At 51.5% G+C, this 22,112-nt stretch carries 20 protein-coding genes and 2 pseudogenes; 18 read left to right on the top strand and 4 right to left on the bottom strand.

Annotated features, from left to right (window positions below; translation table 11 throughout):
- Nucleotides 1-58: 58 nt before the first annotated feature.
- From M655_RS24625 to M655_RS24605, 5 genes are all read left to right on the top strand, one after another.
- A complete protein-coding gene (locus tag M655_RS24625) occupies nt 59-544 on the top strand; it encodes a hypothetical protein (RefSeq protein ID WP_026558316.1) in 486 nt (161 codons plus the stop codon).
- A 353-nt stretch (nt 545-897) separates the two neighbouring features.
- Nucleotides 898-2,100 (top strand): transposase, encoded by a 1,203-nt coding sequence (locus tag M655_RS24620; protein WP_129552163.1) that lies wholly within the window; start codon nt 898-900, stop codon nt 2,098-2,100.
- A 208-nt stretch (nt 2,101-2,308) separates the two neighbouring features.
- The gene (locus tag M655_RS24615; protein ID WP_025845287.1) at nt 2,309-3,454 is read left to right on the top strand and encodes an IS4 family transposase; all 1,146 of its coding nucleotides are present in this window, start codon (nt 2,309-2,311) and stop codon (nt 3,452-3,454) included.
- Between the two features lie 167 nt (nt 3,455-3,621).
- A complete protein-coding gene (locus tag M655_RS24610) occupies nt 3,622-3,840 on the top strand; it encodes an AzlC family ABC transporter permease (protein ID WP_026558492.1) in 219 nt (72 codons plus the stop codon).
- Nucleotides 3,841-3,848: 8 nt separating this feature from the next.
- Nucleotides 3,849-4,244: an AzlD domain-containing protein gene (locus M655_RS24605; protein ID WP_081414804.1), complete on the top strand. Its 396-nt coding sequence runs from the start codon at nt 3,849-3,851 to the stop codon at nt 4,242-4,244.
- A 78-nt stretch (nt 4,245-4,322) separates the two neighbouring features.
- Here M655_RS24605 and M655_RS24600 read toward each other — a convergent pair whose 3' ends face one another.
- Complete coding sequence (locus M655_RS24600) at nt 4,323-5,084, bottom strand: IclR family transcriptional regulator (protein WP_007787167.1); 762 nt, start codon at nt 5,082-5,084, stop codon at nt 4,323-4,325.
- A gap of 200 nt (nt 5,085-5,284) precedes the next feature.
- Here M655_RS24600 and M655_RS24595 point away from each other — a divergent pair, with 200 nt between their 5' ends.
- The 8 genes and pseudogenes from M655_RS24595 to M655_RS24560 all read left to right on the top strand — a co-directional run.
- The gene (locus M655_RS24595) at nt 5,285-6,403 is read left to right on the top strand and encodes an ABC transporter substrate-binding protein (RefSeq protein WP_005836112.1); all 1,119 of its coding nucleotides are present in this window, start codon (nt 5,285-5,287) and stop codon (nt 6,401-6,403) included.
- Between the two features lie 8 nt (nt 6,404-6,411).
- Complete coding sequence (locus tag M655_RS24590; protein WP_005836114.1) at nt 6,412-7,506, top strand: ABC transporter ATP-binding protein; 1,095 nt, start codon at nt 6,412-6,414, stop codon at nt 7,504-7,506.
- Nucleotides 7,507-7,509: 3 nt separating this feature from the next.
- Nucleotides 7,510-8,352: an ABC transporter permease gene (locus M655_RS24585; protein WP_025844399.1), complete on the top strand. Its 843-nt coding sequence runs from the start codon at nt 7,510-7,512 to the stop codon at nt 8,350-8,352.
- Nucleotides 8,349-9,149 (top strand): ABC transporter permease, encoded by an 801-nt coding sequence (locus tag M655_RS24580; protein WP_025844400.1) that lies wholly within the window; start codon nt 8,349-8,351, stop codon nt 9,147-9,149. Before M655_RS24585 ends, M655_RS24580 begins: the two co-directional genes overlap by 4 nt.
- A gap of 12 nt (nt 9,150-9,161) precedes the next feature.
- A complete protein-coding gene (locus M655_RS24575) occupies nt 9,162-10,298 on the top strand; it encodes a M20 family metallopeptidase (protein WP_005836120.1) in 1,137 nt (378 codons plus the stop codon).
- 249 nt (nt 10,299-10,547) lie between these two features.
- A pseudogene (gene tnpA / locus M655_RS24570) lies at nt 10,548-10,830 on the top strand (IS200/IS605 family transposase).
- Nucleotides 10,831-10,904: 74 nt separating this feature from the next.
- On the top strand, nt 10,905-11,912 hold the full coding sequence (locus M655_RS24565; protein WP_286086038.1) for an RNA-guided endonuclease TnpB family protein: 1,008 nt from the start codon (nt 10,905-10,907) through the stop codon (nt 11,910-11,912).
- Nucleotides 11,913-12,066: 154 nt separating this feature from the next.
- Nucleotides 12,067-12,705: pseudogene (locus M655_RS24560) on the top strand (aldo/keto reductase); the annotation flags it as partial.
- Between the two features lie 67 nt (nt 12,706-12,772).
- On the opposite strand, the gene M655_RS24555 reads toward M655_RS24560, so the two are convergent.
- On the bottom strand, nt 12,773-14,272 hold the full coding sequence (locus M655_RS24555; RefSeq protein ID WP_005833458.1) for an IMP dehydrogenase: 1,500 nt from the start codon (nt 14,270-14,272) through the stop codon (nt 12,773-12,775).
- Nucleotides 14,273-14,374: 102 nt separating this feature from the next.
- Between M655_RS24555 and M655_RS24550 the strand changes: the two genes are divergently transcribed.
- Complete coding sequence (locus tag M655_RS24550; protein ID WP_005833459.1) at nt 14,375-15,157, top strand: GNAT family N-acetyltransferase; 783 nt, start codon at nt 14,375-14,377, stop codon at nt 15,155-15,157.
- Between the two features lie 79 nt (nt 15,158-15,236).
- On the opposite strand, the gene M655_RS24545 is transcribed toward M655_RS24550, so the two are convergent.
- Together M655_RS24545 and M655_RS24540 are read right to left on the bottom strand one after the other, a co-directional pair.
- A complete protein-coding gene (locus M655_RS24545) occupies nt 15,237-16,640 on the bottom strand; it encodes a sensor histidine kinase (RefSeq protein ID WP_005833460.1) in 1,404 nt (467 codons plus the stop codon).
- Nucleotides 16,637-17,338 carry a response regulator transcription factor gene (locus M655_RS24540; RefSeq protein ID WP_026558490.1) on the bottom strand — a complete coding sequence of 234 codons (702 nt, stop codon included), beginning with the start codon at nt 17,336-17,338 and terminating at the stop codon, nt 16,637-16,639. The genes M655_RS24545 and M655_RS24540 overlap by 4 nt, the downstream gene beginning before the upstream one ends.
- Before the next feature lie 175 nt (nt 17,339-17,513).
- On the opposite strand from M655_RS24540, the gene M655_RS24535 reads away from it, so the two are divergent.
- The 4 genes from M655_RS24535 to kimA all read left to right on the top strand — a co-directional run bounded on the left by M655_RS24535 (nt 17,514) and on the right by kimA (nt 21,788).
- The gene (locus tag M655_RS24535) at nt 17,514-18,578 is read left to right on the top strand and encodes a DUF3048 domain-containing protein (RefSeq protein WP_026558489.1); all 1,065 of its coding nucleotides are present in this window, start codon (nt 17,514-17,516) and stop codon (nt 18,576-18,578) included.
- Between the two features lie 119 nt (nt 18,579-18,697).
- Complete coding sequence (locus tag M655_RS24530; RefSeq protein WP_005833464.1) at nt 18,698-18,988, top strand: YerC/YecD family TrpR-related protein; 291 nt, start codon at nt 18,698-18,700, stop codon at nt 18,986-18,988.
- 17 nt (nt 18,989-19,005) lie between these two features.
- Complete coding sequence (pcrB, locus tag M655_RS24525) at nt 19,006-19,698, top strand: heptaprenylglyceryl phosphate synthase (RefSeq protein ID WP_005833465.1); 693 nt, start codon at nt 19,006-19,008, stop codon at nt 19,696-19,698.
- 272 nt (nt 19,699-19,970) lie between these two features.
- A complete protein-coding gene (kimA, locus tag M655_RS24520) occupies nt 19,971-21,788 on the top strand; it encodes a potassium transporter KimA (RefSeq protein WP_026558488.1) in 1,818 nt (605 codons plus the stop codon).
- Nucleotides 21,789-22,112 lie beyond the last annotated feature (324 nt).

Here is a 22,112-nt window from a genome sequence, read left to right as displayed (position 1 = left end):
GACAACGTGCTTCCTTCTCCTCTTTGCTCTGACTGGATGTCAATCGGAGCCTACTCCAGTGAACAGCAGCGGTACCTTAAACCAAGAAACAGTACCAGCGACAACCAAGGCGACCAAGTACTATAAATCGATTACGGATTACTCTACCGAGATCAATGGACAGCACATGAAGAACTCTGTCTTGGAAATAAAGAGAGATGGCAATTTGGCAAGCCTGAGCATCAAAATATGGTTGTCCCCTGAACTGCGAGAAAAAATGATGGATACAGAAAGTCCCGTCTATTTTACTTTCGGCGATGTGATGGGGAGTGAAAAAATCGCCCAGTTGCTTGTGGAGTCTCCTCCCGTTGTTCCGTTTGACCCAAGCAGTACGGACGGAACGTATACCCTCTCTCAGCAAATCAAGCTGAAGGAGAAACTGACAAGCGATGAAGAAAAAGCGCTTTTTTCTCCTGAGAATTATGAATTCCAGCTCTTGAACGAAGACAAATTAGCTGTGTACACGATTATTGGCTTGGAGCTATCCACGATTCAACAGCCTTAGCTCATTAGACGATTTGTCTTCTTAAGAACCAAGGCTGCCCGAGCTTATGTCGAAATACCTTAAATGAAGTTGCCTAAAAAAAACCCTTAGGTTTGTTTCTCCCTAAGGGTTTTTCCATTTTATTGATATTCAGACGATTTTTAGACAAACTCATAAAAAGTGAGCAATACCAATACCTGAAGAGTTTTCTGTCAATTCGCAAGAGAAGTTAAGGTTTGTGCTATTGAGCCTTTTGCAGATTTCTGAGCCCTTTCGTATCAAGCACTTGAAAAGCATAAAAAAGGACTTCACCCCAAGAAGGAGAAGTTTTCAAGCAACCACACACGAAAACTTTTCGAGGAAGGTGAAGTCACTTGTATATTCTCCAGCCATCACTTTTTTCCTTTGAGGAACTGCAAAAACTTGAATCGAAAGAACGTCTGCCCTTATTTTTTTCGGTTCTGGACTTACGCCCGTACGCCAAAGAATTGAGAAGCATTACGCCCCAAGGGGCAACGGGACACAGCCGCGAAGCGATTTTACGGTCTTTGTTGGCGGCTCCTTTCGAAGGAATTTCGCAATTTACTGCTCTTCATCTGAGACTCACAAGTGATTTACGCTTTCGTTACCAGTGTGGGTTTCCCATTGATCGACCCGTTCCATCCATTGCAACGTTTAGTCGCGTATTTGCTCAAATTGTCCAGAAAAGCGTTGCCGAGAAGCTGTTTTACGACCTCGTCATGCAATGCCGTGAAGAGGGAATCATTACAGGAACGACCATTGCCATCGACAGCACGGCGATTGATGCGTATGAAAAAAAGCAACCGAAATCTCGCTGCCAAGGAACAGGAAACGCCACCTGGGGAGCCAAGTTCGACTCCTTTGGCAATAAAATCACGTGGTTCGGTTACAAAATTCATCTGGCAGTAGACGCGGACAGCGAATTGCCTGTTGCTTTAGAAGTCACTCCTGCTCACGTCAACGATGGAGACATGGCTCCTCCTCTCCTGGCACAAGTGAACAACCAAGCCAAGGAAGTGTGTAAGAATTACGTGATGGATGGTGGATACGATCATCTCAAGAACTACGAAATCGCTCATCAATACAAGGCACAGGCTATCATTCCTCTAAACCTCCGAAACGAGAAAGAGCCACCTGCTGGTTATACGTCAAACGGAACGCCTCGATGCAGCATGGGATTTGAAATGGTGTACGCAGGTGCTGACGGAACCCATCTCAAATTTCGTTGCCCGCATGTGATGGGAAAAGTAGAGTGCCCACACGGCTCAGCTTGGTGCTCTTCCTCCAACTACGGAATGGTCGTAAAAGTGAACGTCCACGATGATCTCCGCAGATTTTCTTTGCCACATCGGGACACAAAGAATTGGAAGAAGATGTATCACAAACGGACGAGTGTAGAGCGATGCAATGCCCGTTTAAAGGAAAACCTGACAGCGAATGATCTACATGTCGGTGGCATTCAAAAAGTGAAAACGTATGTGTATTTGAATGCTATCGTATTATTGGTGTCTGCTCTGGCAGGAAAGAAAGCCAAGCCATCTAAAAAAACGGCCTAAGCAGAGAGCGTAAAAAGTTTTGTGTAAATGGTTAAACTTCCCATTAAGGAGATGATCATTTATGCAAGACCACTAGCGTTGCATTAATCTTTTCCCATCATTCAAAATACACATAATCTTTGGTATTTGGTTGTCTAGGGAACAAAAAAATCCTTTACACTGGAAAGGTCAGGTAGTTCCTGTCCAAATCCAACGCAAAGGATAGCTCATGGACAAGAATACCCTATTTTCTTCATTTGGTAAATGGGTTGCACCCATCAATATTATGAAACTTCAACAACGAATTGACGAAACGGATCAAGACAAGTACGTGAAGAAGCTGACGACAAAAGCGTATCTTCTCCTATTTTTACATGCCCAACTTCAGCAACGCGAAGGGCTTCGAGCCATTGCTGACGATGTTCTATCAAAGAAATTTCAGCAAGAATTAGGACTGTCATCGATCAGCCCCGCACAGCTTAGTCGAAAAAACAATCGGGTAGAACCTGCTTTGCTTGAAGAAGTTTTTGTCGACCTTGTCCAGCAAATTCAACGCGTTTCCGGAAAAGCCTGCTCTCTTCGAAAACACATAAAGATCATTGATTCCACTACAATTGGATTATGTTTGCAAAAGTATAAGTGGGCAACCTTTCGCGAAACAAAGGCAGGAATCAAAATTCATCTTCGTCTCGTTTTCGCAAGCCAGGAGGATGTCTATCCTGAAAAGATTTCCCTAACTTGTGCCAAATCCAATGACCGCACCCAAATGGAGTCGCTGATTGATGAGATCGGAGCCATGTACGTCTTTGATCGAGGGTACGTGGATTATGAAAAGTTCGATGAGTATACCGATCAGGGCATCTTTTTTGCTTCACGTCTCAAGGATAACGCGGAAACTCGTCATTTGTATACTTTCAAAGTACCACCAGAAAGCTCCGTTTTATCCGACTCCATGATCCTTCTTGGAACGCCACAAAAACGGGTGGATAATGTGTTACGACTGATTGAAACGCATGATTCGAAAGGAAATCGTATTCGAATCATCACCAATCGGTTCGACTTAGAAGCAGAAGAATTGAGCGACATCTACCGTTGGCGCTGGCAAATAGAACTGTTTTTCAAATGGATGAAACAACACGCAAAGATCAAGACGTTCTATGGAACAAGTGAAAATGCGGTCTGGAATCAAGTTTTTCTCGCTCTCATTGCTTACTGCTTGTTGCTTCTTGTAAAGCTGGAAAGAAACAGTCAGCACAGTCTGCTGCAAATCAGTAGATGGCTCAAAGTGTTTCTCTGGCAGACCTTTGAACAATGGATAGGCAGAATGGATTACCAATCCAAACGAACATCCAGAGGGCGACAGAAAAGGAAGTAAGTGTTGTTTGTTGTTGTCGATGTTGTAATAAATGTATAAAACTACCAAATGGATAGTGGCTACCTTTTGCTTGGCTGTTCTCGTTTTTGGTTGTGAAGTTGAAAATGTCATTCAGAATAATTTGACAATAGATGGATTCATTTTTTATGCAACGCTAATGAAAAGGAATGAAACAAATTTTTCCCGTGGCCGCCGCCGGAATCGTGGACGGGATGGTGTTTGGCATACTAGCCAGGCAGGCTGGGCTGGGAGTGACGGAGGCGATGCTGTTTTCGCTGCTGGTCAATGCCGGCTCCTCGCAGTTTGCGGCGGTGGGCTCGCAGGGCATCGTCGGCTGGCCGATTCTCGTTTCGAACTTGCTGTTAAACGCCCGTCATCTGTTGTAAGGGTTCCGATGCTGCTGATTAGCTCCAGGTGGGGGATTCCGGCTTGGCTCAGGCGCGGGCTGGCAATGGTTCCGATCGGGGTATTCAGCTCCATGACGATTCCGCCGATTTTGTTTCACGCGCCAAAAGGAGCGTGGAGCCCGGAATACGTGGTGGCGGGGGCTGTAGCGCTTGCCGTAGGGTTTTGGAAAAAGCAAATCGTCTGGGCGCTGCTTGCCTATACATGGAACAGCAAGGACGCGAACGAGTCGGCTGTTCGCTGGGAGCTGCTGCCCCGGATGCTTGCAGGCTGGCATGCCCATCTCGAGCTTTTGGCAAAAGTGCTTGCGGGAGAGCAGCCAGCCTGGTCGTGGAGCCGCTGGGAACAACTGCGGGAAGCGTACGCCCAAAAATGGGGTGAATGACGGCTGCCTAAACAAAAAAGACCTTTCACACAGCGAACCGGTCGTTGTACGGAAGGTCTTCTTTCGTTGGCTGCGCGGTTACGGCAAACGGTATCCAAGCTGGGTGGACATGTCGCGCACCGTAGCCAGCGTTTCCTGGATGATCTCTTCTTTTTTGGGCATCACGCGATCCGTCGGGCCGATCACGCTGATCGAGGCGGTCACCTGTCCGGTGGAATCGAAAATCGGCGCGGCAATTCCCGTGACGCCCGTGTTGCGGCGGTTCGAGCTGATCTCGTAGCCGCGCTCCCGGATCGCCTGCAGGTCGGCTTTGACCTCTTCGATGGAAGTGTAGGAGTGAGGCGTGTACATTTTCAAAGGTTGCTCCGCCAATATCTCGTCCTGGAACGACTCCGGCTGGTAGGCGAGCAGCACCCGTGCCGCCGTCGTCGAGTAGAGCGGGAAGCGGCGAAAAGACTCGACCGTAAAGCGAATAGGATGCTTCGAATCTTCCTTCGCGACGTAGATGGCGTCCTTCGAGTCTTGCACGCACAGGACGGCCAGCTCGTTCACCCGGGAGACAAGCCCGGTCAAAAACGGTTTGGAAAAATCGACAATATCGTGGTTGGTGAGCACCTTCGTGCCCAGCTCCAGCAGTGTATAGCCAAGCGTATATTGCTTGGTTTTTTCGTTTTGGCGAATAAAGCCTTCTGATTCCAGCGTGGAAAGCAGCTTGTGCACCGCTCCTTTTGATAGCTGAAGCTTTTTGCTAAGCTCGGTCACCCCAAGCTCTTTGGGAGAATCGAGAAACATTTTTAACAGTCGGCAACCGTTTCGTACAGAAGACAATACTTGGTCCATAAAAAACGTCTCCTTTATGTGCATTAGTCCTATTCTACCACAGATAGGGGGCAGGCAATCCTGAATGGAGGCAATGGTGCTTTTTATATGACTACCTTGAATAGTCAGTCTCTTTATGATAGGATAACACTATCGTTCTTGAATAGCAAACGTTGTTCTCTATTCGTGAACAAACAAGATAAAACGGGGGTCGAACTTACGTGAAGAAAAAGGCGTTATCTGTACTGTCGATTTTTGCTTTGACTGGTTCTTTGCTTGCGGGCTGTGGCTCTTCCACACCGCAAACTGCCGCTCCGACGCCGGCTGCTGGCAATACAGACGGCGGGCAAGCACAGGTGCAACTGGAAGACACGCTGGTTGTCGCGGGGAACGGAGCTACTGTAGAGAAGTTGATGAAAGACGAAATCTTCAAGAAATTCAACGAAAAATACCCGAACGTCAAGCTGACCTACGTATCCGGGGTATCGACCGAGATCGTCGCGAAAGTAAAAGCGCAGAAAAACTCCCCGCAAATCGACTTGACGATCGTCGAGGGCGGCGAGCAGGAAAAAGGGCGCCAGGAAGGCTTGTGGGAAACGATCTCTGCCACGGACATTCCAAACGTGAAAAACGTGCCGCAAGATTTGAAAGTCACGGATGACAGCGGTGTCGTCGTCAACTTCACGCCAATGGGCATCTCGTACAACAGCGAGCTGGTCAAAGAAAAAGGACTGCCGGTTCCGGCGTCGTGGAACGACCTGACCAAGCCGGAAGTGAAGGGCAACATCACGATGACAGATGTAGCGAGCAACTTCGGACGTTCGACCATGATTATGCTGGCCTACGCCAACGGTGGATCGGAGAAAAATATCGAGCCTGGTTTTGAAAAAATGGCAACGCTTGCAGGCTACATGCCGACATTCGCGAAAAGCGCGGCGCAACTGCAGCAAAACCTGCAAAACAAGAGCGCAGCCTACACCACCTGGACGATGGCGCGCAGCCTCACGCAAAAAGAAGCGGGAGTGCCGCTGGAATTTGTCTTCCCGGAAGAGGGCGGCAATATCGTGCCAAACATCGCCACAATCGTCAAAGGCGCGAAGCATCCGCAAGCAGCCAAAGCGTTCATCGACTTTTTGCTGACGGACGAAGTGCAGACGATGTACGCGACCAAGCTGTACTACAATCCTGCTACCGAAGTAAAGCTGCCGGACGATGTAGCGAAGACGTTGGCATTTGACCGCGCGAAGGTTGTCAACTTTGACTACGACGTCATCAGCAAGGAAACATCGGCTTGGCTGGACCGCTTTAACAAAGAAATCGCACCCAAAACAGGAAAGTAGGTATAGAAGTGACAAAGGTGATTGACGTCGAACTGCGCGGCATCATGAAAAAGTTTCAAAACAATGTCGTGGTTCAGGACTTCAACCTGCAGGTGGAGCAAGGCGAATTCATCTCGTTTTTGGGTCCATCCGGTTGCGGCAAAACCACAACCTTGAACATGATTGCCGGATTTTTGGACCCGGATGGCGGAGATTTGCTCATCAAGGGTCAACGGATGAATGGCGTCCCGCCGTACAAGCGGGAACTGGGAATGGTGTTTCAGACGTATTCGTTGTTTCCGCACATGACTGTGGCGGAAAATATCGCCTACGGCTTGAAGCTGCGCAAGATCGGAAAGCAGGAGATGCAGGAGCGCGTCAATCGTGTGCTGGAGCTGGTCAAGCTGCCAAACGTCGCGGATCGGTATCCGAAGCAGCTCTCCGGCGGACAGCGCCAACGGATTGCCATCGCGCGCGCATTGGTGATTGAGCCGTCGCTCTTGCTTTTGGATGAGCCGCTCAGCAATCTGGACGCGAAGCTGCGCGAGGAACTGCGCGACGAGCTGAAGCGTCTGCATCAGGAAATTGGCGTCACCACCATTTTCGTGACACACGACCAGGAGGAAGCGCTGGCGCTCTCCGACCGGATCGTTGTGCTGAATCACGGCTTCGTGGAGCAGATCGGCACTCCGCACGAGATCTACAACCAGCCGGCTTCCGAGTTCGTTCATACGTTCATCGGCAAGACAAACCGGATGGAGGGAGAAGTGATCGCGACCGAAGGCGACACCGTGACGCTTCGCACGACGGGCGGTTTGCTCGTGCAGGCTGCAGGGCAGAAGCACCAGTTTGCCTTGCAGCAAAAAGCGGTGATTTTCGTCCGTCCGGAAAAAATCAAGCTGACGGAGGCGGCGGACACGGCGCAGCCGAATCGGGTAAAAGGCCATCTGCAGCTTGCCTCGTTCCTCGGCTCCTATACGGAGTGCGAGGTGGCGACCGGAGCGCATACGCTGTCTGTCAAAGTCCAGATGAGCGACAAGTCGGCAGAACAAGAAGCAGGCAAAACGGTCTACTGCCAGTGGAACGCAGAAGACGTGCTGGTCATGCCCGTGGAGAGGGGATGACGGATGAACAAGCGTCTTTCCATCACACTTTTGACGGCACCAGCCATGATTGTTTTGCTCGGCGTATTTATCCTGCCGATGCTGCTCATGCTTCTGCTCAGCTTCCAGGATGAAAACCAGGCTTTTACGCTGCAAAACTACGCCTTGTTTGTGCAAGATTCGTTTTACGTAGAAATTCTTTGGCGGACGATCCGCGTCAGTCTGTGGACCGTGCTGGCTACGCTTTTGCTCGGCTTTCCGGTGGCGATGTACATGGCGCAGGCGACAGGCAAAATGCGCGGGATTGTCACGATGCTGATTTTGGCTCCGCACCTTATCAGCGTGGTCATCCGCAACTTCGGCTGGGTGGTCGTGCTCGGGGAAAAGGGCTGGATCAACGAAACGCTCATGAAGCTCGGGCTGATCGAGCAGCCGCTGCGGCTTTTGTACAACGAGCTTGGGGTGGTCATCGGCCTGACCGACTCGTTTATCGCCTACATGGTGCTGGCAATTGCGACCAGCCTGTACGCGATTGATCCGTCGCTGTCCAAGGCAGCATCCATTTTGGGCGCATCGCGCATGCGCACGTTCTTTACGGTGACGCTGCCGCTTTGCTTGCCGGGGATGATCGCCGGGACGACACTCGTTTTCAGTCTGTCGATGAGCGCGTTTGTCACTCCTGCCCTGATGGGGGGTACTTCGGTGAAGGTGATGCCTGTGATCGCGTATGAGCAGATCATGGCGACCTTGAACTGGCCGCTCGGTGCGGCGTTGGCCTTCCTGCTGTTGGGCAGTACGATTTTGCTGGTGACCTTGTACACGAGGTTGATCGAAACGAAGCGGTATAAAGAGGTGTTTGCGTCATGAAAAAGCTGAATGTGCTCGGGCTCATCACGTTCTTTGTGCTGGTGCTGGTCAATCTGCCGTTTTTGGTCATCATTCCAAGCTCCTTTACGGCTGCCGGATACTTGGCGTTTCCGCCGGAGGGCTTTTCGTTCCAATGGTACACGATGATTTTGGATCGGCCGGAGTTTATCGAATCGCTCTGGACGAGTCTCAAGCTGGCGACGGTAACGGCTGTTCTGGCTACGTTGCTCGGTACGCTGGCGGCATTTGCCTTGTCCAAGTACAAGTTTCGCGGGAGCGGCTTCATCAATGCGCTGATGCTCTCGCCGCTCACGGTGCCGTCGCTGATTATCGGGATTTCCGCGTTGCTGTTTTTTACGCGCATCGGCATTGCGGGTACGTTTACCGGGCTGCTTTTGGCGCACATCCTGATTTCCATTCCGTATGTCGTGCGGCTGGTGCTCACCGGGCTTAGCACATTTGACTACACGCTGGAAAAGGCGGGCTACATGCTGGGTGCCCATCCGTTTCGCGTGTTTTGGGACATCACGCTGCCTATGCTTAGGCCTGCGATTGTGTCAGGCATGATTTTCTCGTTCCTGACGTCGTTTGACAATGTGACGGTTTCCCTGTTTCTGGTGGCACCGGACACGACAACGCTTCCGCTTGCGATCTTTACCTATATGCAGGAAACGCTTGACCCGCTGGTTGCTTCCATCTCCGCGGTTGTCATTCTGCTGAGTCTGGTCTTTATCGTGCTGCTGGAAAAAGTGTACGGACTAGAGCGCCTGTTCGGACTCAATTCACAATCTCATTAAGGAAGAGGCACTATGTCAATCCAGACTTATTTGCAAGACAACATGAATCACTTTTTGCAATTGCTCGAAGAGGCGGTCAACATGGACTCGCCTTCGCGGGACAAACGGCTGGGCGACCGGATGGCGGGCTGGTTCGCGCTCCAGTTTCAACGGCTGACAGGCGGCAGGGCGGAGCTGATCCCGAATGCGACATACGGCGATCAGGTGCGCTGCACATTGGGCGAAGGGGACAAGCAAATCCTCATCATCGGTCACTACGATACCGTGTGGCTGGAAGGAGAAGCGGCCCGCAGGCCATTTTCCATCCGGGACGAAAAAGCGTACGGACCAGGTGTGTATGATATGAAGGCCGGGATTTTGCAGGCGATGTTCGCGCTGCGGGCTTTGGTGAAGCTGGACCGTTTGCCGGCGGACAAAAAAATCGTGCTCTTGCTCAACAGCGACGAGGAAATCGGCAGCCCGACCTCCAGATGGCTGGTAGAGCAGGAAGCGTCCCACTCGGCCGCGAGCTTTGTGCTGGAGCCGCCGACGGAGCCTGGCGGCGCGCTGAAAACATGGCGCAAAGGCAGCGCGCATTATACGGTGGCGGTTCGCGGCATTTCCGCACACGCCGGGGTCGATCACCAAAAAGGCGTATCGGCCATCGAAGAGCTGTCGCGGCAAATCCAATTTCTCCACGCTCTGACCGATTACGAAAAAGGCACGACGATCAATGTCGGCGTAGTCAAAGGCGGGATTGGCGCCAATGTCGTCGCCGATTACGCGGAGGCAGAGGTGGATGTGCGCGTCGTTTCCATGGAAGAGGCGCAACGCATCGAAAACGTAATCCGCGAGCGCAAGCCGCTACTTTCGGGCACGAGCATCAACGTGACGGGCGGCATTCGCCGTCCGCCGATGGAGCGTACCAAGGATACAGGCGTGTTGTTTGCGCTGGCAAAATCCATCAGCCGTCATGAGCTGGGGATGGAGCTGGAGGAATCCGGGACAGGTGGCGTAAGCGACGGCAACTTCGCCGCTGCCTGCGGGGTTCCGACGCTGGACGGACTTGGGGCAAAGGGCGGATTTGCCCACTCGCCGGAGGAATGGATCGAACTGGGGGAAATATCGACACGCGCGACTTTGCTGGCGCGCCTGATCGAAGAAGTATAGAGAAAAAGCAAAGAGGCACCTGACGGCTGTGCGAAGTGCGCAGCGGTACAGGTGCCTTTACAGATTTTCCGAACGAGAAAGCCCGCTACGGTGCGATAGCACCCCCTTTAGGGGCGGGATGAGAGTGAGGTCAAATACGGAGTACCACGAATAAACCGAAGGTTTGTGGTACTTCAAGTATTTGAAAATTCCACTCTTTTTTGTTGTTCATCTGTTGTAGTATATAAAACAAACTGATACGATGGGTGTATGAACGAATACAGAAGAACAAGCACAACCCTTTCATTATTAAACTACCATTTTGTGTTCTGCCCTCGGTACAGAAGAAAGATTTTTCTGCAAGCAGATGTAGAACAACGCTTCAAAGAGTTGGTACATGAAGGATGTGAGGAACTGCAAATTGTGATTGTTGCTCTTGAATGCGACAAAGACCATACGCATATGTTTCTCAACGCACTCCCATTCTACCGCAGGAAATGTATCAAGTGAAACTATAAAGCGATATGTCGAACAACAGAAAACAAGGGGGTGAAAATCATGTCGCAGACCATCACAGTCAAAGTGAAATTGCTTCCAACATAAGAACAGGCTTCTATTTTGCGTGATATGAGTCAAACGTACCTCTCCACTATCAATTCTCTCGTTTCCGAAATGGTTGCTGAAAAGAAAAGCACAAAGAAGTCGAGTAAGGATATTTCTGCTTCTTTGCCAAGTGCCGTTAAAAATCAAGCTATCAAGGACGCTATAAGTGTGTTTAAGAAAGTGAAGAAAAGCAAATTCACTACTGTTCCTGTTTTGAAGAAACCTGTCTGCATTTGGAACAATCAAAATTATTCGTTTGATTTCACGCACATTTCCATGCCGATTATGATTGACGGCAAGGTAACTAAAACATCTATCCGTGCTTTGTTAGTTGATAAAGACAACCGTAACTTTGCTTTGCTAAAACACAAATTAGGTACGCTTCGAATCACACAGAAAGCAAATAAATGGATTGCCCAAATTTCTGTCACCATACCTACTATGGAAGGAACAGGAGTAAAAGTCATGGGGGTTGATTTGGGTTTAAAAGTTCCTGCCGTTGTTGTAACAGATGATGAAAAGGTACGTTTCTTTGGGAATGGCAGACAAAATAAGTACATGAAGCGTAAGTTTCGTTCTGAACGCAAAGCATTAGGCAAAAAGAAAATGGTAAATGCGATTCGTAGTTCAAAAGATAAAGAACAACGTTGGATGAAAGACCAAGACCATAAGGTTAGTCGTGCTATCGTAAATTTTGCAAAAGACAATAAAATTTCTGTCATTCGCTTGGAACAACTGGCGAATATTAGACAGACGGCAAGAACAAGCCGTAAAAACGAAAAGAATCTGCATACTTGGTCATTTTATCGCCTGTCTCAGTTCATTGAATATAAAGCGAATTTAGTTGGTATTAGAGTTGAGCATGTGAATCCTGCATACACAAGTCAGACATGCCCTAAATGCTCTGAGAAGAATAAGGCACAAGACCGTAAGTATAAATGCAAATGTGGATTCGAAAAACATCGTGATTTAGTCGGTGCTATGAACATTCGATATGCACCTGTGATTGATGGTAACAGTCAATCAGCCTAAGATGCTATATGCACTGTCTTAGGAGGGGCAATGAGATGCCCTCATCTTGAAGGCTGTTCAAAACAGAAATGGACTGCGAACGCTTAGTCATTCAAGAATCCCACCCGTACACCGCAAGGTGGAAGGCTTGCGGCTTTAGCCGTGGGAGTCTCAAGTGGACTTGTACCAGATTCACACCTTCGACCCGGAGACGCCGCTGGAAGAGACGCTACGCGCCCTGGATGACATGGTGCGCTCCGGCAAAGTGCGCTATATCGGGGCGTCGAACTACGCGGCGTGGGAGCTGATGAAGGCGATCGGGATCAGCGAAAAGGAAGGCTTGAACCGCTACGTCTCGACGCAAGTCAGCTATTCGCTCGCGGATCGCACGCCGGAGCGCGAGCTGGTGCCGATGTGTCTCGATCAGGGCGTGGGCATCATCCCGTACTTCCCGCTGGCGGGAGGCATTTTGACCGGAAAATATACGAGCGCAGACAAAGCTCCGGCAGGCTCTCGCGCCGATAAAGAGCCGCGCTTCGTCCAGAAGCTGAGTGCGGAAAACTTGGCGTTCGGGCAGCAAGTAAGTGCGGCAGCAGCCGAGCTGGGCGTTTCTCCGAGCGTGCTGTCGCTCGCCTGGCTGATGCACAAGCCTGCTGTCTCGACCGTGATCGTGGGGGCGACTCGCGTTGACCAGCTCACGGATAACTTGCAGAGCGCTTCGCTTGCGCTCGATGCGGCGACGATGAAAAAGCTGGACCGCCTGAGCGACCCGAACCGTCACGGGGAGCCGTTTGCGGCGTACTGCCTGTCGTAGCTTGTCTGAAATAGAAAAAAACGACGAGAACAGCTTACGCGTCGTTTTTTTCCTGCCTGGATATTTATTATTCGGCTGCCATGGTGCTTTCTTTGAGGATGACGTCGTGCGCTCCGCCTTCGACGAGGCTGGTAGCGGAGATCAGCGTGATGCGCGCTTTTTGCTGCAGCTCGGAGATGGACAGGGAGCCGCAGTTGCACATGGTCGACTTGATTTTGCTCAGCGTGCGGTCCAAGTTTTCGCGCAGGCTACCCGCGTATGGCACGTAGGAGTCCACGCCTTCCTCAAAGACGAGGCTGCTTTTGCCGCCTGTGTCGTAGCGCTGCCAGTTGCGCGCGCGGTTGGAGCCTTCTCCCCAATATTCTTTCACGAAGTTGTTGCCGATCTTCACTTTTTTGGTCGGGCTTTCGTCGAAACGGGCGAAGTAACGGCCCAGCATGACGAAGTCTGCGCCCATTGCCAGCGCGAGCGTCACATGGTAGTCGTGCACGATGCCGCCGTCGGAGCAAATCGGTACGTAAATGCCGGTTTCCTTGAAGTATTCGTCGCGCGCTGCCGCCACTTCGATTACAGCGGAAGCCTGGCCGCGTCCGATCCCTTTTTGCTCGCGGGTGATGCAGATGGAGCCGCCGCCGATGCCGACTTTTACGAAGTCTGCGCCCGCTTCTACGAGGTAGCGGAAGCCTTCCTTGTCGACGACGTTACCAGCGCCGATTGGCACGTTGAAGTTTTGTTTGACAAACTGAACCGTGTCGCGCTGCCATTCGGAGAAGCCGTCGGAGGAGTCGATCACGAGGATGTCGACGCCTGCTTCCACCAGGGCAGGAACGCGCTCCTGATAGTCTTTCGTATTGATGCCCGCTCCTACGATATAGCTTTTATTGGCGTCCAAAAGCGACAGCGGGTTGTTTTTGCGGGAGTCGTAGTCCTTGCGGAAAACGAGGAAGTCGAGATTTTGGTTGTCGTCCACGATCGGGAGGCAGTTGAGCTTGTGCTCCCAGATCAGGTCGTTTGCTTCGGAGAGCGTGATGCCGGATTTGCCGTAGATCAGGGAGGAGAACGGCGTCATGATATCGCTCACAGGCTTGTCCAGCGAGTCGCGGCTGATGCGGTAGTCGCGTCCGGTAACGATTCCGAGCAGCTTGCCTTTGGCGGAGCCGTCTTCGGTCACCGCTACTGTGGAGTGGCCTGTCTGTTCTTTCAGTTCCAAAATATCTTTCAATGTGTGGCTTGGCGTCAGGTTGGAGCGGCTCACGACGAAGCCTGCCTTGTGGTTTTTCGCTTTGCGAACCATGGTCGCCTGGCTCTCGATCGACTGGGAGCCAAAAATAAAGGAAATACCGCCACATCTAGCCAATGCGACCGCCATATGATGGTCGGAAACTGCTTGCATGACTGCGGATGAGAACGGTATGTTGAGTTTGATCGCTGGTTTTTCGCCTTTTTTAAACTTGGTAATCGGAGTGGATAAGTCCACATTGTTTGGGGTGCATTCTTTTGTGGTCAGGTTCGGAAGCAGCAAAAACTCGTTAAACGTCCGAGATGGTTCTGTGTAATAAAAAGCCACAAGTCTCTCCTCCTGTATGATCTTTATTAGAGAAATTTTTATCATGGTAACCGCCAAGCGTAAGAACGTCAATAGGGAATCGAAAGAAGGGGTGTTTTTGCCGTGATTTTGCCGATGAATCGTGAACAAGTTCGTTCGCTCGCGCCCATTTCGCTGGAGCAGTCGTACATATTGTACGGCAATGTGGCGTTGCGGGCGGAGCGGAGCTTATTTGCGGCAGATGTGGAGGAGGGAGAGCTGCGGGCGGTTGGCTCGTATTTGCAGGGGATGCCGTTCCATGCGTTTTCCTTGCAGCTTTTTGCCGCTGAAAGAGACTACGAGGTGACGGAGATGCTGAATTATTTTCGCGAGCATCCTGCTGTCGATCTGGCTGCCGGGCAGACAGGGGTGTTCGCTGTGCCTCACGCTTGCCTCAAGCGGGTGACGATTCCAGGGACGCTGTCGCAAAGGGAAATGCAACTGATGAAGCTGGTCCGGCCGGAGAAGTTGCTTGCGCCGGGGGATTCTCGCCTGCTCGCATCGGCTGAGGCCGAGGTCGCCGTGGAGCTGGCGCAAAGAATCGGCATGATTAGCTTTCGCGCCGAGGAAGTGGTCGAGATGCCGCACATCGCGCTTTTTTCCGAGCAGGACGAGCCGATGGCCTTGGCAGGCTTTCACGTGTACGAAGAGGCGTTTGTGGAGATCGGAAACATCGGAACGAGCGAAAAGCATCGGCAAAAAGGGCTGGGGACGCAGATTACGTCCGACGTCAGCCGACTGGGCCTGGAAAAGTCGCCAAACGTCTATTTGATGGTGTTTGCCGACAATCCGCAAGCGATTCGGGTCTATGAAAAGCTCGGCTACGAGACAGTGTCTAGCTATGCTTTTGTCGAATTTGCTTTATAGGCAAGCGCGCAAAAAAAGAGCGATTTGGCCTCGATGGTTGGTTGCATCGGGCGAATCGCTCTTTTTGCTACTGGCTCTGTCAGCCTTTGAACGAGACGGGAATCGTCATGGTGAAGCAAGGCCCGTCCGCGTCATTGCGGGCATCAATCGTGCCTTTGTGGGCTTCGAAGACGGCGCGGGCAATCGCCAGTCCAAGGCCGTGCTTGCCGGATTTGCCTTTGCGGAAGCGCTGGAACAAGTTCGGCAGCAGCGCCTCCTCGATAGGCGGACCGTCGTTGGAGATGCTCACGACTACGTTTTGCCCAAGCTGTCGGCCGGTGATGGTCAGCCGGCTTTTGGCATAGCGCAGTTGGTTTTCCATGATGTTGACAAAAGCGGTGCTGAGCTGCTCGCCGTCGCCTTCCACGATCAAGTCGGGGGGCACGTTCACTTGCCACTCTACTTGCGGATTGAGCACGGAGAGCCGTTGCCGCAGCAAATGCATCATCTCCGACAGGTCGACGCGTCCTACCTGCATTATTTGGGAGACGGATTCGATTTTGGTCAAATACAACAACTGGCCGACGACCTTTTCCAGCCGTTTGCTCTCTTCCATGATGATCGCCAGCCCTTTTTCCGCTTGCGGTCCCTGGAAGACGCCCTCGATCAAGCCTTGGGTATAGCCCTGAATCGCCATGATCGGCGTTTTCAGCTCATGGGAAATGTTTTGCACAAAATGGCGCTGTGATTCGTCGTATTCCTTCAACTGGTTTTTCATCGTATCAAATGAGCGGGCGAGCTGGCCGATCTCGTCGCCGCGATCCATCACGAGCGGAATGTCGAACTGGCGGCGGGCGATCTTTTTGCACAGCTCGTCCAGACTGCGCAGCGGCCTGCTCAAATATCCGCTGAACCAGACAGCGAGCAGCCAGCTAACGAGCAAAAGCAGGCTGAAAATCAGCAAAAACTGCCGGGTGAGGATCGCGTTGATCTGATTCAGCTCTTTTTCCTTGGAGAACAGCACCATGTAGTACGGAAAGCCGTGATAGTCCATGCGCTTGCTGACGAACAGGTAGTTTTCGTCGCCGCGACTCAACGTGCCGTGTTGCAGTTGGCCGTTCGGGTGCGCGGCAGCCTTGAGGAACAATTCCCGCGCTTCCTCATACGGAATCCGCCCGCTGCTGCTGCGGCTGCCTAGCTCTCGTCCGTTTTCGGCGTAGACGATCATGTCAAACGAGTATTCGTAGCGGGAAAGCAGCAATTGCAAAAAGTAAGGAGCCGCAGCCGGAACGGGCAAAAGCTCGTTGTGTTCATTGAAGGAAATATGCTCGGACAACGTGTAAAACTCGTCCTCCAGCAGCGCGTACGTGTTGGAGACGAGGTATTGTTTGACGGCCAGCGGATAGCCGATGCCAAGTCCAATGCCCAGCACACTCGTCAACAGCATGAACAAAATGAGAATTTGCCGGGAGAGCGGCAAGTTTTTCAGCCGAAATTTGCTCATACGCGCGTCATCCGGTAGCCGAAGCCATAGACCGTTTCGAGTGGAAACTTGGGCATTTTTTTGCGGATTCGCTTGACCAGGTCATCGACGGCACGGTCGGAGCCGATGTAATCCTCGCCCCAGATCGAGGTCAGGATTTGCTCGCGATTCAGCGCCAGTCCCTGGTTGTGCAAAAGGTAGACGATCAGCTCGAACTCTTTGGTCGTCAAATCAATCAGTTCGTCGCCTTCTTTTACTTGCCGTCCTTTTTCTGAGATCATATAAGGACCGACCGTTACCCAATCCTGGATAGTCTGCGGCGACACGACGGCAACACCTGGCTTTTCATAGGTGCGCTGCAAAAGCTTTTTCGCGCGAATGACCAGCTCGCGAGGCAAAAACGGCTTGGCGAGATAGTCGTCGCTGCCCAACTCCAGACCGATGATTTTATCCACGTCCTGGTCGCGGGCCGAGATGAAAATGATCGGGACGTTCGATTTTTGGCGGATGAGCCGGAGCAGCTCGTAGCCGTCGATATCCGGCATCATGATGTCCAATATCCACAAATGGGGCTGAGTTTCTTCATCAAGCAGCGGCAGCACCTCGGTGCCGCTGGAAAATGCCTTGACCTGCAATCCGGCGCTTTGCAAGTACGATTGCAGCAATTCTAGCAGGTTGGTTTCATCGTCCACCAGATAGACAAGGTAGGGGGTGTTCATGGTTTTGCCCTCGCTTTGCATCTGTTTTCCATTATTATAGCATAGCCAAAAACGAGATGTGTGGGAGGCGCGTAAGAGAATCGTGGAAAACGTGTGGAAGCAGGAATCCCCTCCGCTCTCGCGAAAAATGAAGAAGGGAAAAAACGGCACCGACAGATGGAAAGGAGCGATTTTCATGAAACGACAGACGAAAACGTCACTCATGCTACTATCCTTGCTGCTATTTGTTACGGCTTGCGCCACGCAGTCGGTGGATACGCAGCCTACTCCGGCTCCAGAGCAGCCGACCGCTCCTACCGTGCAAACGCCGCCGGAGGCGAACCAACCGATCCAATACCCGTACACTGCCCCGTTGACAGGACTCGGCAGTCAGGAACGACTGGACAGCAAGCGCCCGATCATGGTCATGATTAACAACGCGCCGCCAGCGCGGCCGCAGACAGGGCTGAACAAGGCGGACATTATCTACGAAGTGCTGGCCGAGGGCGAGATGACTCGCTTTTTGACGATTTACCAAAGCCAGCAGCCGGACGTCATCGGGCCTGTTCGCAGCATTCGCCCGTATTTCATTCAGCTCGGCATCGGCTTTGACGCTGTGCTCGTCCATGCAGGCGGCAGCCAGGAAGCGCTGGAAACGCTGGCGCGGTCCGACTACAGCCATCTGGACGAAATCCCGAACGGCCGCTACTTCTGGAGGGAGAACTTCCGCAAAATGCCGCACAACCTCTACACCAAGCCAGAGCTGATCCAGCAGGCGATGGAGGACAAAGGCATGCGCTCAACCGCTGAAGTGCCTCACTTCACGTTCCTGCCCGCAGATGCAAAGATCAAGGAAGGCGAGCCGGCGACACAGGTGGATTTGACGTTTCACTCGTTGAACAAGGCTGCCTTTACATACGATGCCGAACAAAAGAAATACATGCGCTTCACGGCTGGCAAGCCACATGTCGATCTGAGCGACAACAAGCAGCTTTCGACGACGAATTTGCTGGTCATCTCGGCCAAGCACCGCGTCCTCGACAGCGAGGGCCGCAGACAGGTCGATGTAGTCGGCCCGGGAGACGGTTATTTGTTCCAGCAGGGCAAAGCCCGCAAAATCAAGTGGAAGCGCAGCAACGGCGTCATTCGTGCCTACGAGGACGTTGCGCTGACGCAGGAGGCGCCGCTTTTGCCGGGAAATACATGGGTGGAAATCCTCCCGACTACCCCGGATCTGTCGCAATCGTTGAAGTTCCAGTAGGGATTGGGGCTTGCGGATGAAGGCGGTTTCTTCTAAGATTAATTGTAAGGCTTTAGTGCTTAAAAATTGTACAGCGAGAAACCGTCCGGAAGACGGAGACCATAATCGGGGTGACGAACATGCAACTGGAAAAACTGAAGGGGAAAGGGATTGAACAGCTTTTTGAAGCGATTCTGTCTCTGGAAACAATGGAAGAGTGCTATCAATTTTTTGACGATTTGTGCACGGTAAACGAAATGCAGTCGCTGGCGCAGCGGCTGGAAGTAGCGCGCATGCTTCGCAAAGGCTTTACCTACAACCAGATCGAAGCGGAGACCGGGGCCAGCACAGCCACCATCTCCCGCGTCAAACGCTGCCTGAACTACGGCAACGACGGATATCAGATGGCGCTGGAGCGCATTGGAAAATAGCTAGGAGGCAGGCAACGTTGATTGACTATCGCAGTTGGCGCCATACGTTTAAACTGGACCCGGACAAAACGATCGACGACGAGGCGCTGGAACTGATTTGCGAGTCCGGTACCGATGCGATTATTGTCGGCGGCACGTACGGCGTGACATTCGACAACACGCTCGATCTGATGTCCCGCATTCGCCGCTACGCGGTTCCGGCTGTGCTGGAGATTTCTTCGCTCGATGCGGTTGTGCCCGGATTTGATTCGTATTTGATCCCGCTCGTGCTGAATGCGGGTGATCCTGACTGGACGTTTACGCCGCACGTCACCGGGCTGAAAGCATATGGCGCCTATATTCACTGGGACGAGATCATTACGGAAGGGTATCTCATCGCCAATCCCGCAGCAGGAGTGGCCGAGCTGACGCGCGCGCGGCCGATCGCAGACGCCGCAGAAGCGAAGGCATACGCGCAAGTCGCGACCAAAATCTGCCGTTTGCCTGTCGTCTATTTGGAGTACAGCGGCACCTACGGCGATCCTGCTATCGTCAAGGCGTGCAAGGCAGGGGCCGACGAAGCCCACGTCTTTTACGGGGGCGGCATTCGCACTCCGCAGCAAGCGGCGGAAATGGCGGCGATTGCCGACACGGTAGTCGTGGGCAACGTGATTTATGACGACCTGCAAGCAGCTTTGGCGACAGTGGCTGCCGTGAAGGGTGAACAATAGCAGACAGAAGACGAGAGCCAGAATGATGGAAGGCTCTCTTTTTTTTGCGAAAGCATATATTTTGGAAGAAAATGGGTTGGGGCGCAGCCGCGTGACAGATCGTGCAGGCTGCTTTTTTGTTGCCTTGTTTAGCTGGAAGCGAGCAAGGTTCGGGTAGTCTGACATAAGAAAAAATGAGCAGCCGTGCATGATTAGCAGCAGGTGGACCGGTTCGTTTAATTTTGGAAACGGCGGGGAAACTAACCGAAAATCTGGTAAGGGGCAGAATATAGATGATATCCGATTTCAAGCGCTTCCTGATCGGAAGACCGATGAAAACAAACGAGCTTGCAGCAGAAAAATTAAGCAAAGTAAAAGCGTTAGCGGTCCTTTCATCTGATGCGCTATCTTCCGTAGCTTACGGAACCGAGCAGATTCTTCTCGTATTAATAACGGTGGGAGCTGCAGCGCTATGGTATTCCATCCCGATCTCGATTGCCGTTGTCGGCCTGTTAACTATCCTGATTTTGTCCTACCGCCAAACGATATTCGCTTATACGACAGGCGGCGGAGCATACATTGTGGCAAAGGACAATTTGGGAACCACGACAGGGCTGGTTGCAGGCGGTTCCTTGCTCGTGGATTACATTTTGACTGTGGCGGTGAGTATGTCCGCTTCCACAGACGCGATTACATCGGCATTTCCGGCTCTGCATGAACATCGCGTGCTGGTTGCCCTTCTGATGATTTTCATTGTCACGCTCTTGAATTTACGGGGCATCACGGAGTCGGCTACGATTTTAATGTACCCCGTGTATTTTTTTGTCGTAGCCATTCTCGCCTTAATCATTGGCGGCGTGTATCAATGGATAGCCGGGAACGTTCACACGCCATCTCCCGAATACGGCGCAGTTGTTCCAGGCATTACGTTATTCCTGCTTTTGCGGGCTTTTAGTTCAGGCTGCTCGGCATTGACAGGGGTAGAAGCTGTCTCCAACGCCATTCCGAATTTCAGGGAGCCAGCACCGAAAAACGCAGCTTTGACGCTTATCACCATGGGATTGATCCTTGGCATTATGTTCATGGGAATCAGCCTGCTGGCTTACGCGTACGGGATTGCGCCGAGTCCAAAGGAAACAGTAGTGTCGCAAATCGCTTCAACGGTTTTTGGGCGCGGAATCCTGTACTACTTCATTCAGGCTGTTACAGCGCTTATTTTGTTCCTTGCAGCCAATACGGCTTTTGCGGCCTTTCCTTTGCTTGCCTTTATGCTGTCGAAGGACAGATTCATGCCCAACATGTTTATGGTCCGGGGAGATCGTCTGGGGTTTTCGAACGGAATCATTTTTTTGGCGATTCTTTCAGGAATCTTAATTATTGCGTTTCAAGGAGAAACAGAAAATCTGATCCCGTTATACGCGCTTGGTGTGTTTATCCCGTTTACGCTGTCACAGGCAGGGATGATGAAGCGATGGATCACGAAAAAACCGCCAGGCTGGCTCACGCCTTTTCTGATTAATACGTTGGGCATGCTCACGACCTTGACGATTTGCCTGATCTTCTTGCTTACCAAGTTCACGCAGGTGTGGTCGATTTTTATTTTCCTGCCCATCGTCATTTTTATCTTCCGCAAAATTAACAGGCACTACAGAGATTTGGCCGATGAGCTGCGGCTGGATGTTGAAACCGATAAGCCGGAGCCAAAAGGCAGTGTCATTGTGATCCCGGTGGCGGGCATATCGCAGGTGGTAAAAAACACGATCAGTTATGCGCAATCATTGACGGACGACATCGTGGCTGTCTATGTAGGATTCAGTGATGAGGACATGAAAAAAATGGAGGAAAAATGGGCGCAGTGGAATCCGGGAGTGCGCTTGATTGTTTTGCGTTCGCACTACCGTAGTATCATCAGGCCGTTGTTTAAGTTTATTGACACGGTGGAATGGAAAAAGGCCGAAACCGACCATGTTACGGTCATGATTCCACAGTTTATTACAAAGCGCTGGTGGCATAACCTGCTGCATAACCAGACGAGTTTGCTGATTCGGGCGTATTTATTTGCCAGGCAGGATGTGAAAATCGCTACGGTGCCGTATCGGTTGAAGAAGTGAGGCGTTGCATTTTTGTTGCAGTTGTCCAAACACCTTCCGCACTAGAATGGCAGTCGCGATCAGCGTGAAACCTCCAACGAAAGGCTTAATTCGATTGTCGAAAAGAAACCGCCGAATTTGTACATTCTGGCGGTTTTTAGGCTGCTATCTTTATTTTTTTAATTCCTCTAGCAACTTTATGATTTTGTCGTTTTGTTTGGCTATGCTCCTTAAATTAAACGCAGCAGCTAACAGAAGAGTCACTATTTCAGGCATGTAGAAGACTTCCAAAATAGTCATCATCTTCATCTCAATAAGTAGGATATCGGGTATAGGTGAAACGAG

Origin of the sequence: Brevibacillus sp. NSP2.1 (assembly GCF_000470975.2) — a bacterium.
Taxonomy (GTDB): Bacteria; Bacillota; Bacilli; order Brevibacillales; family Brevibacillaceae; genus Brevibacillus; species Brevibacillus agri.
Note: the sequence above shows the minus strand (reverse complement) of the source record. Positions and strands in the feature narration are given on the sequence as shown.

Bases quoted from the DNA above. Each gene is read 5' to 3' on its own strand.
- M655_RS24585 (WP_025844399.1), top strand. From the start codon at position 7,510: ATGAACAAGCGTCTTTCCATCACACTTTTGACGGCACCAGCCATGATT.
- M655_RS24610 (WP_026558492.1), top strand. From the start codon at position 3,622: ATGAAACAAATTTTTCCCGTGGCCGCCGCCGGAATCGTGGACGGGATG.
- M655_RS24605 (WP_081414804.1), top strand. From the start codon at position 3,849: ATGCTGCTGATTAGCTCCAGGTGGGGGATTCCGGCTTGGCTCAGGCGC.
- M655_RS24545 (WP_005833460.1), bottom strand. From the start codon at position 16,640: ATGAGCAAATTTCGGCTGAAAAACTTGCCGCTCTCCCGGCAAATTCTC.
- kimA (WP_026558488.1), top strand. From the start codon at position 19,971: ATGATATCCGATTTCAAGCGCTTCCTGATCGGAAGACCGATGAAAACA.
- M655_RS24615 (WP_025845287.1), top strand. From the start codon at position 2,309: ATGGACAAGAATACCCTATTTTCTTCATTTGGTAAATGGGTTGCACCC.
- M655_RS24530 (WP_005833464.1), top strand. From the start codon at position 18,698: ATGCAACTGGAAAAACTGAAGGGGAAAGGGATTGAACAGCTTTTTGAA.
- M655_RS24580 (WP_025844400.1), top strand. From the start codon at position 8,349: ATGAAAAAGCTGAATGTGCTCGGGCTCATCACGTTCTTTGTGCTGGTG.
- M655_RS24540 (WP_026558490.1), bottom strand. From the start codon at position 17,338: ATGAACACCCCCTACCTTGTCTATCTGGTGGACGATGAAACCAACCTG.
- M655_RS24535 (WP_026558489.1), top strand. From the start codon at position 17,514: ATGAAACGACAGACGAAAACGTCACTCATGCTACTATCCTTGCTGCTA.
- M655_RS24565 (WP_286086038.1), top strand. From the start codon at position 10,905: ATGAGTCAAACGTACCTCTCCACTATCAATTCTCTCGTTTCCGAAATG.
- M655_RS24575 (WP_005836120.1), top strand. From the start codon at position 9,162: ATGTCAATCCAGACTTATTTGCAAGACAACATGAATCACTTTTTGCAA.
- M655_RS24600 (WP_007787167.1), bottom strand. From the start codon at position 5,084: ATGGACCAAGTATTGTCTTCTGTACGAAACGGTTGCCGACTGTTAAAA.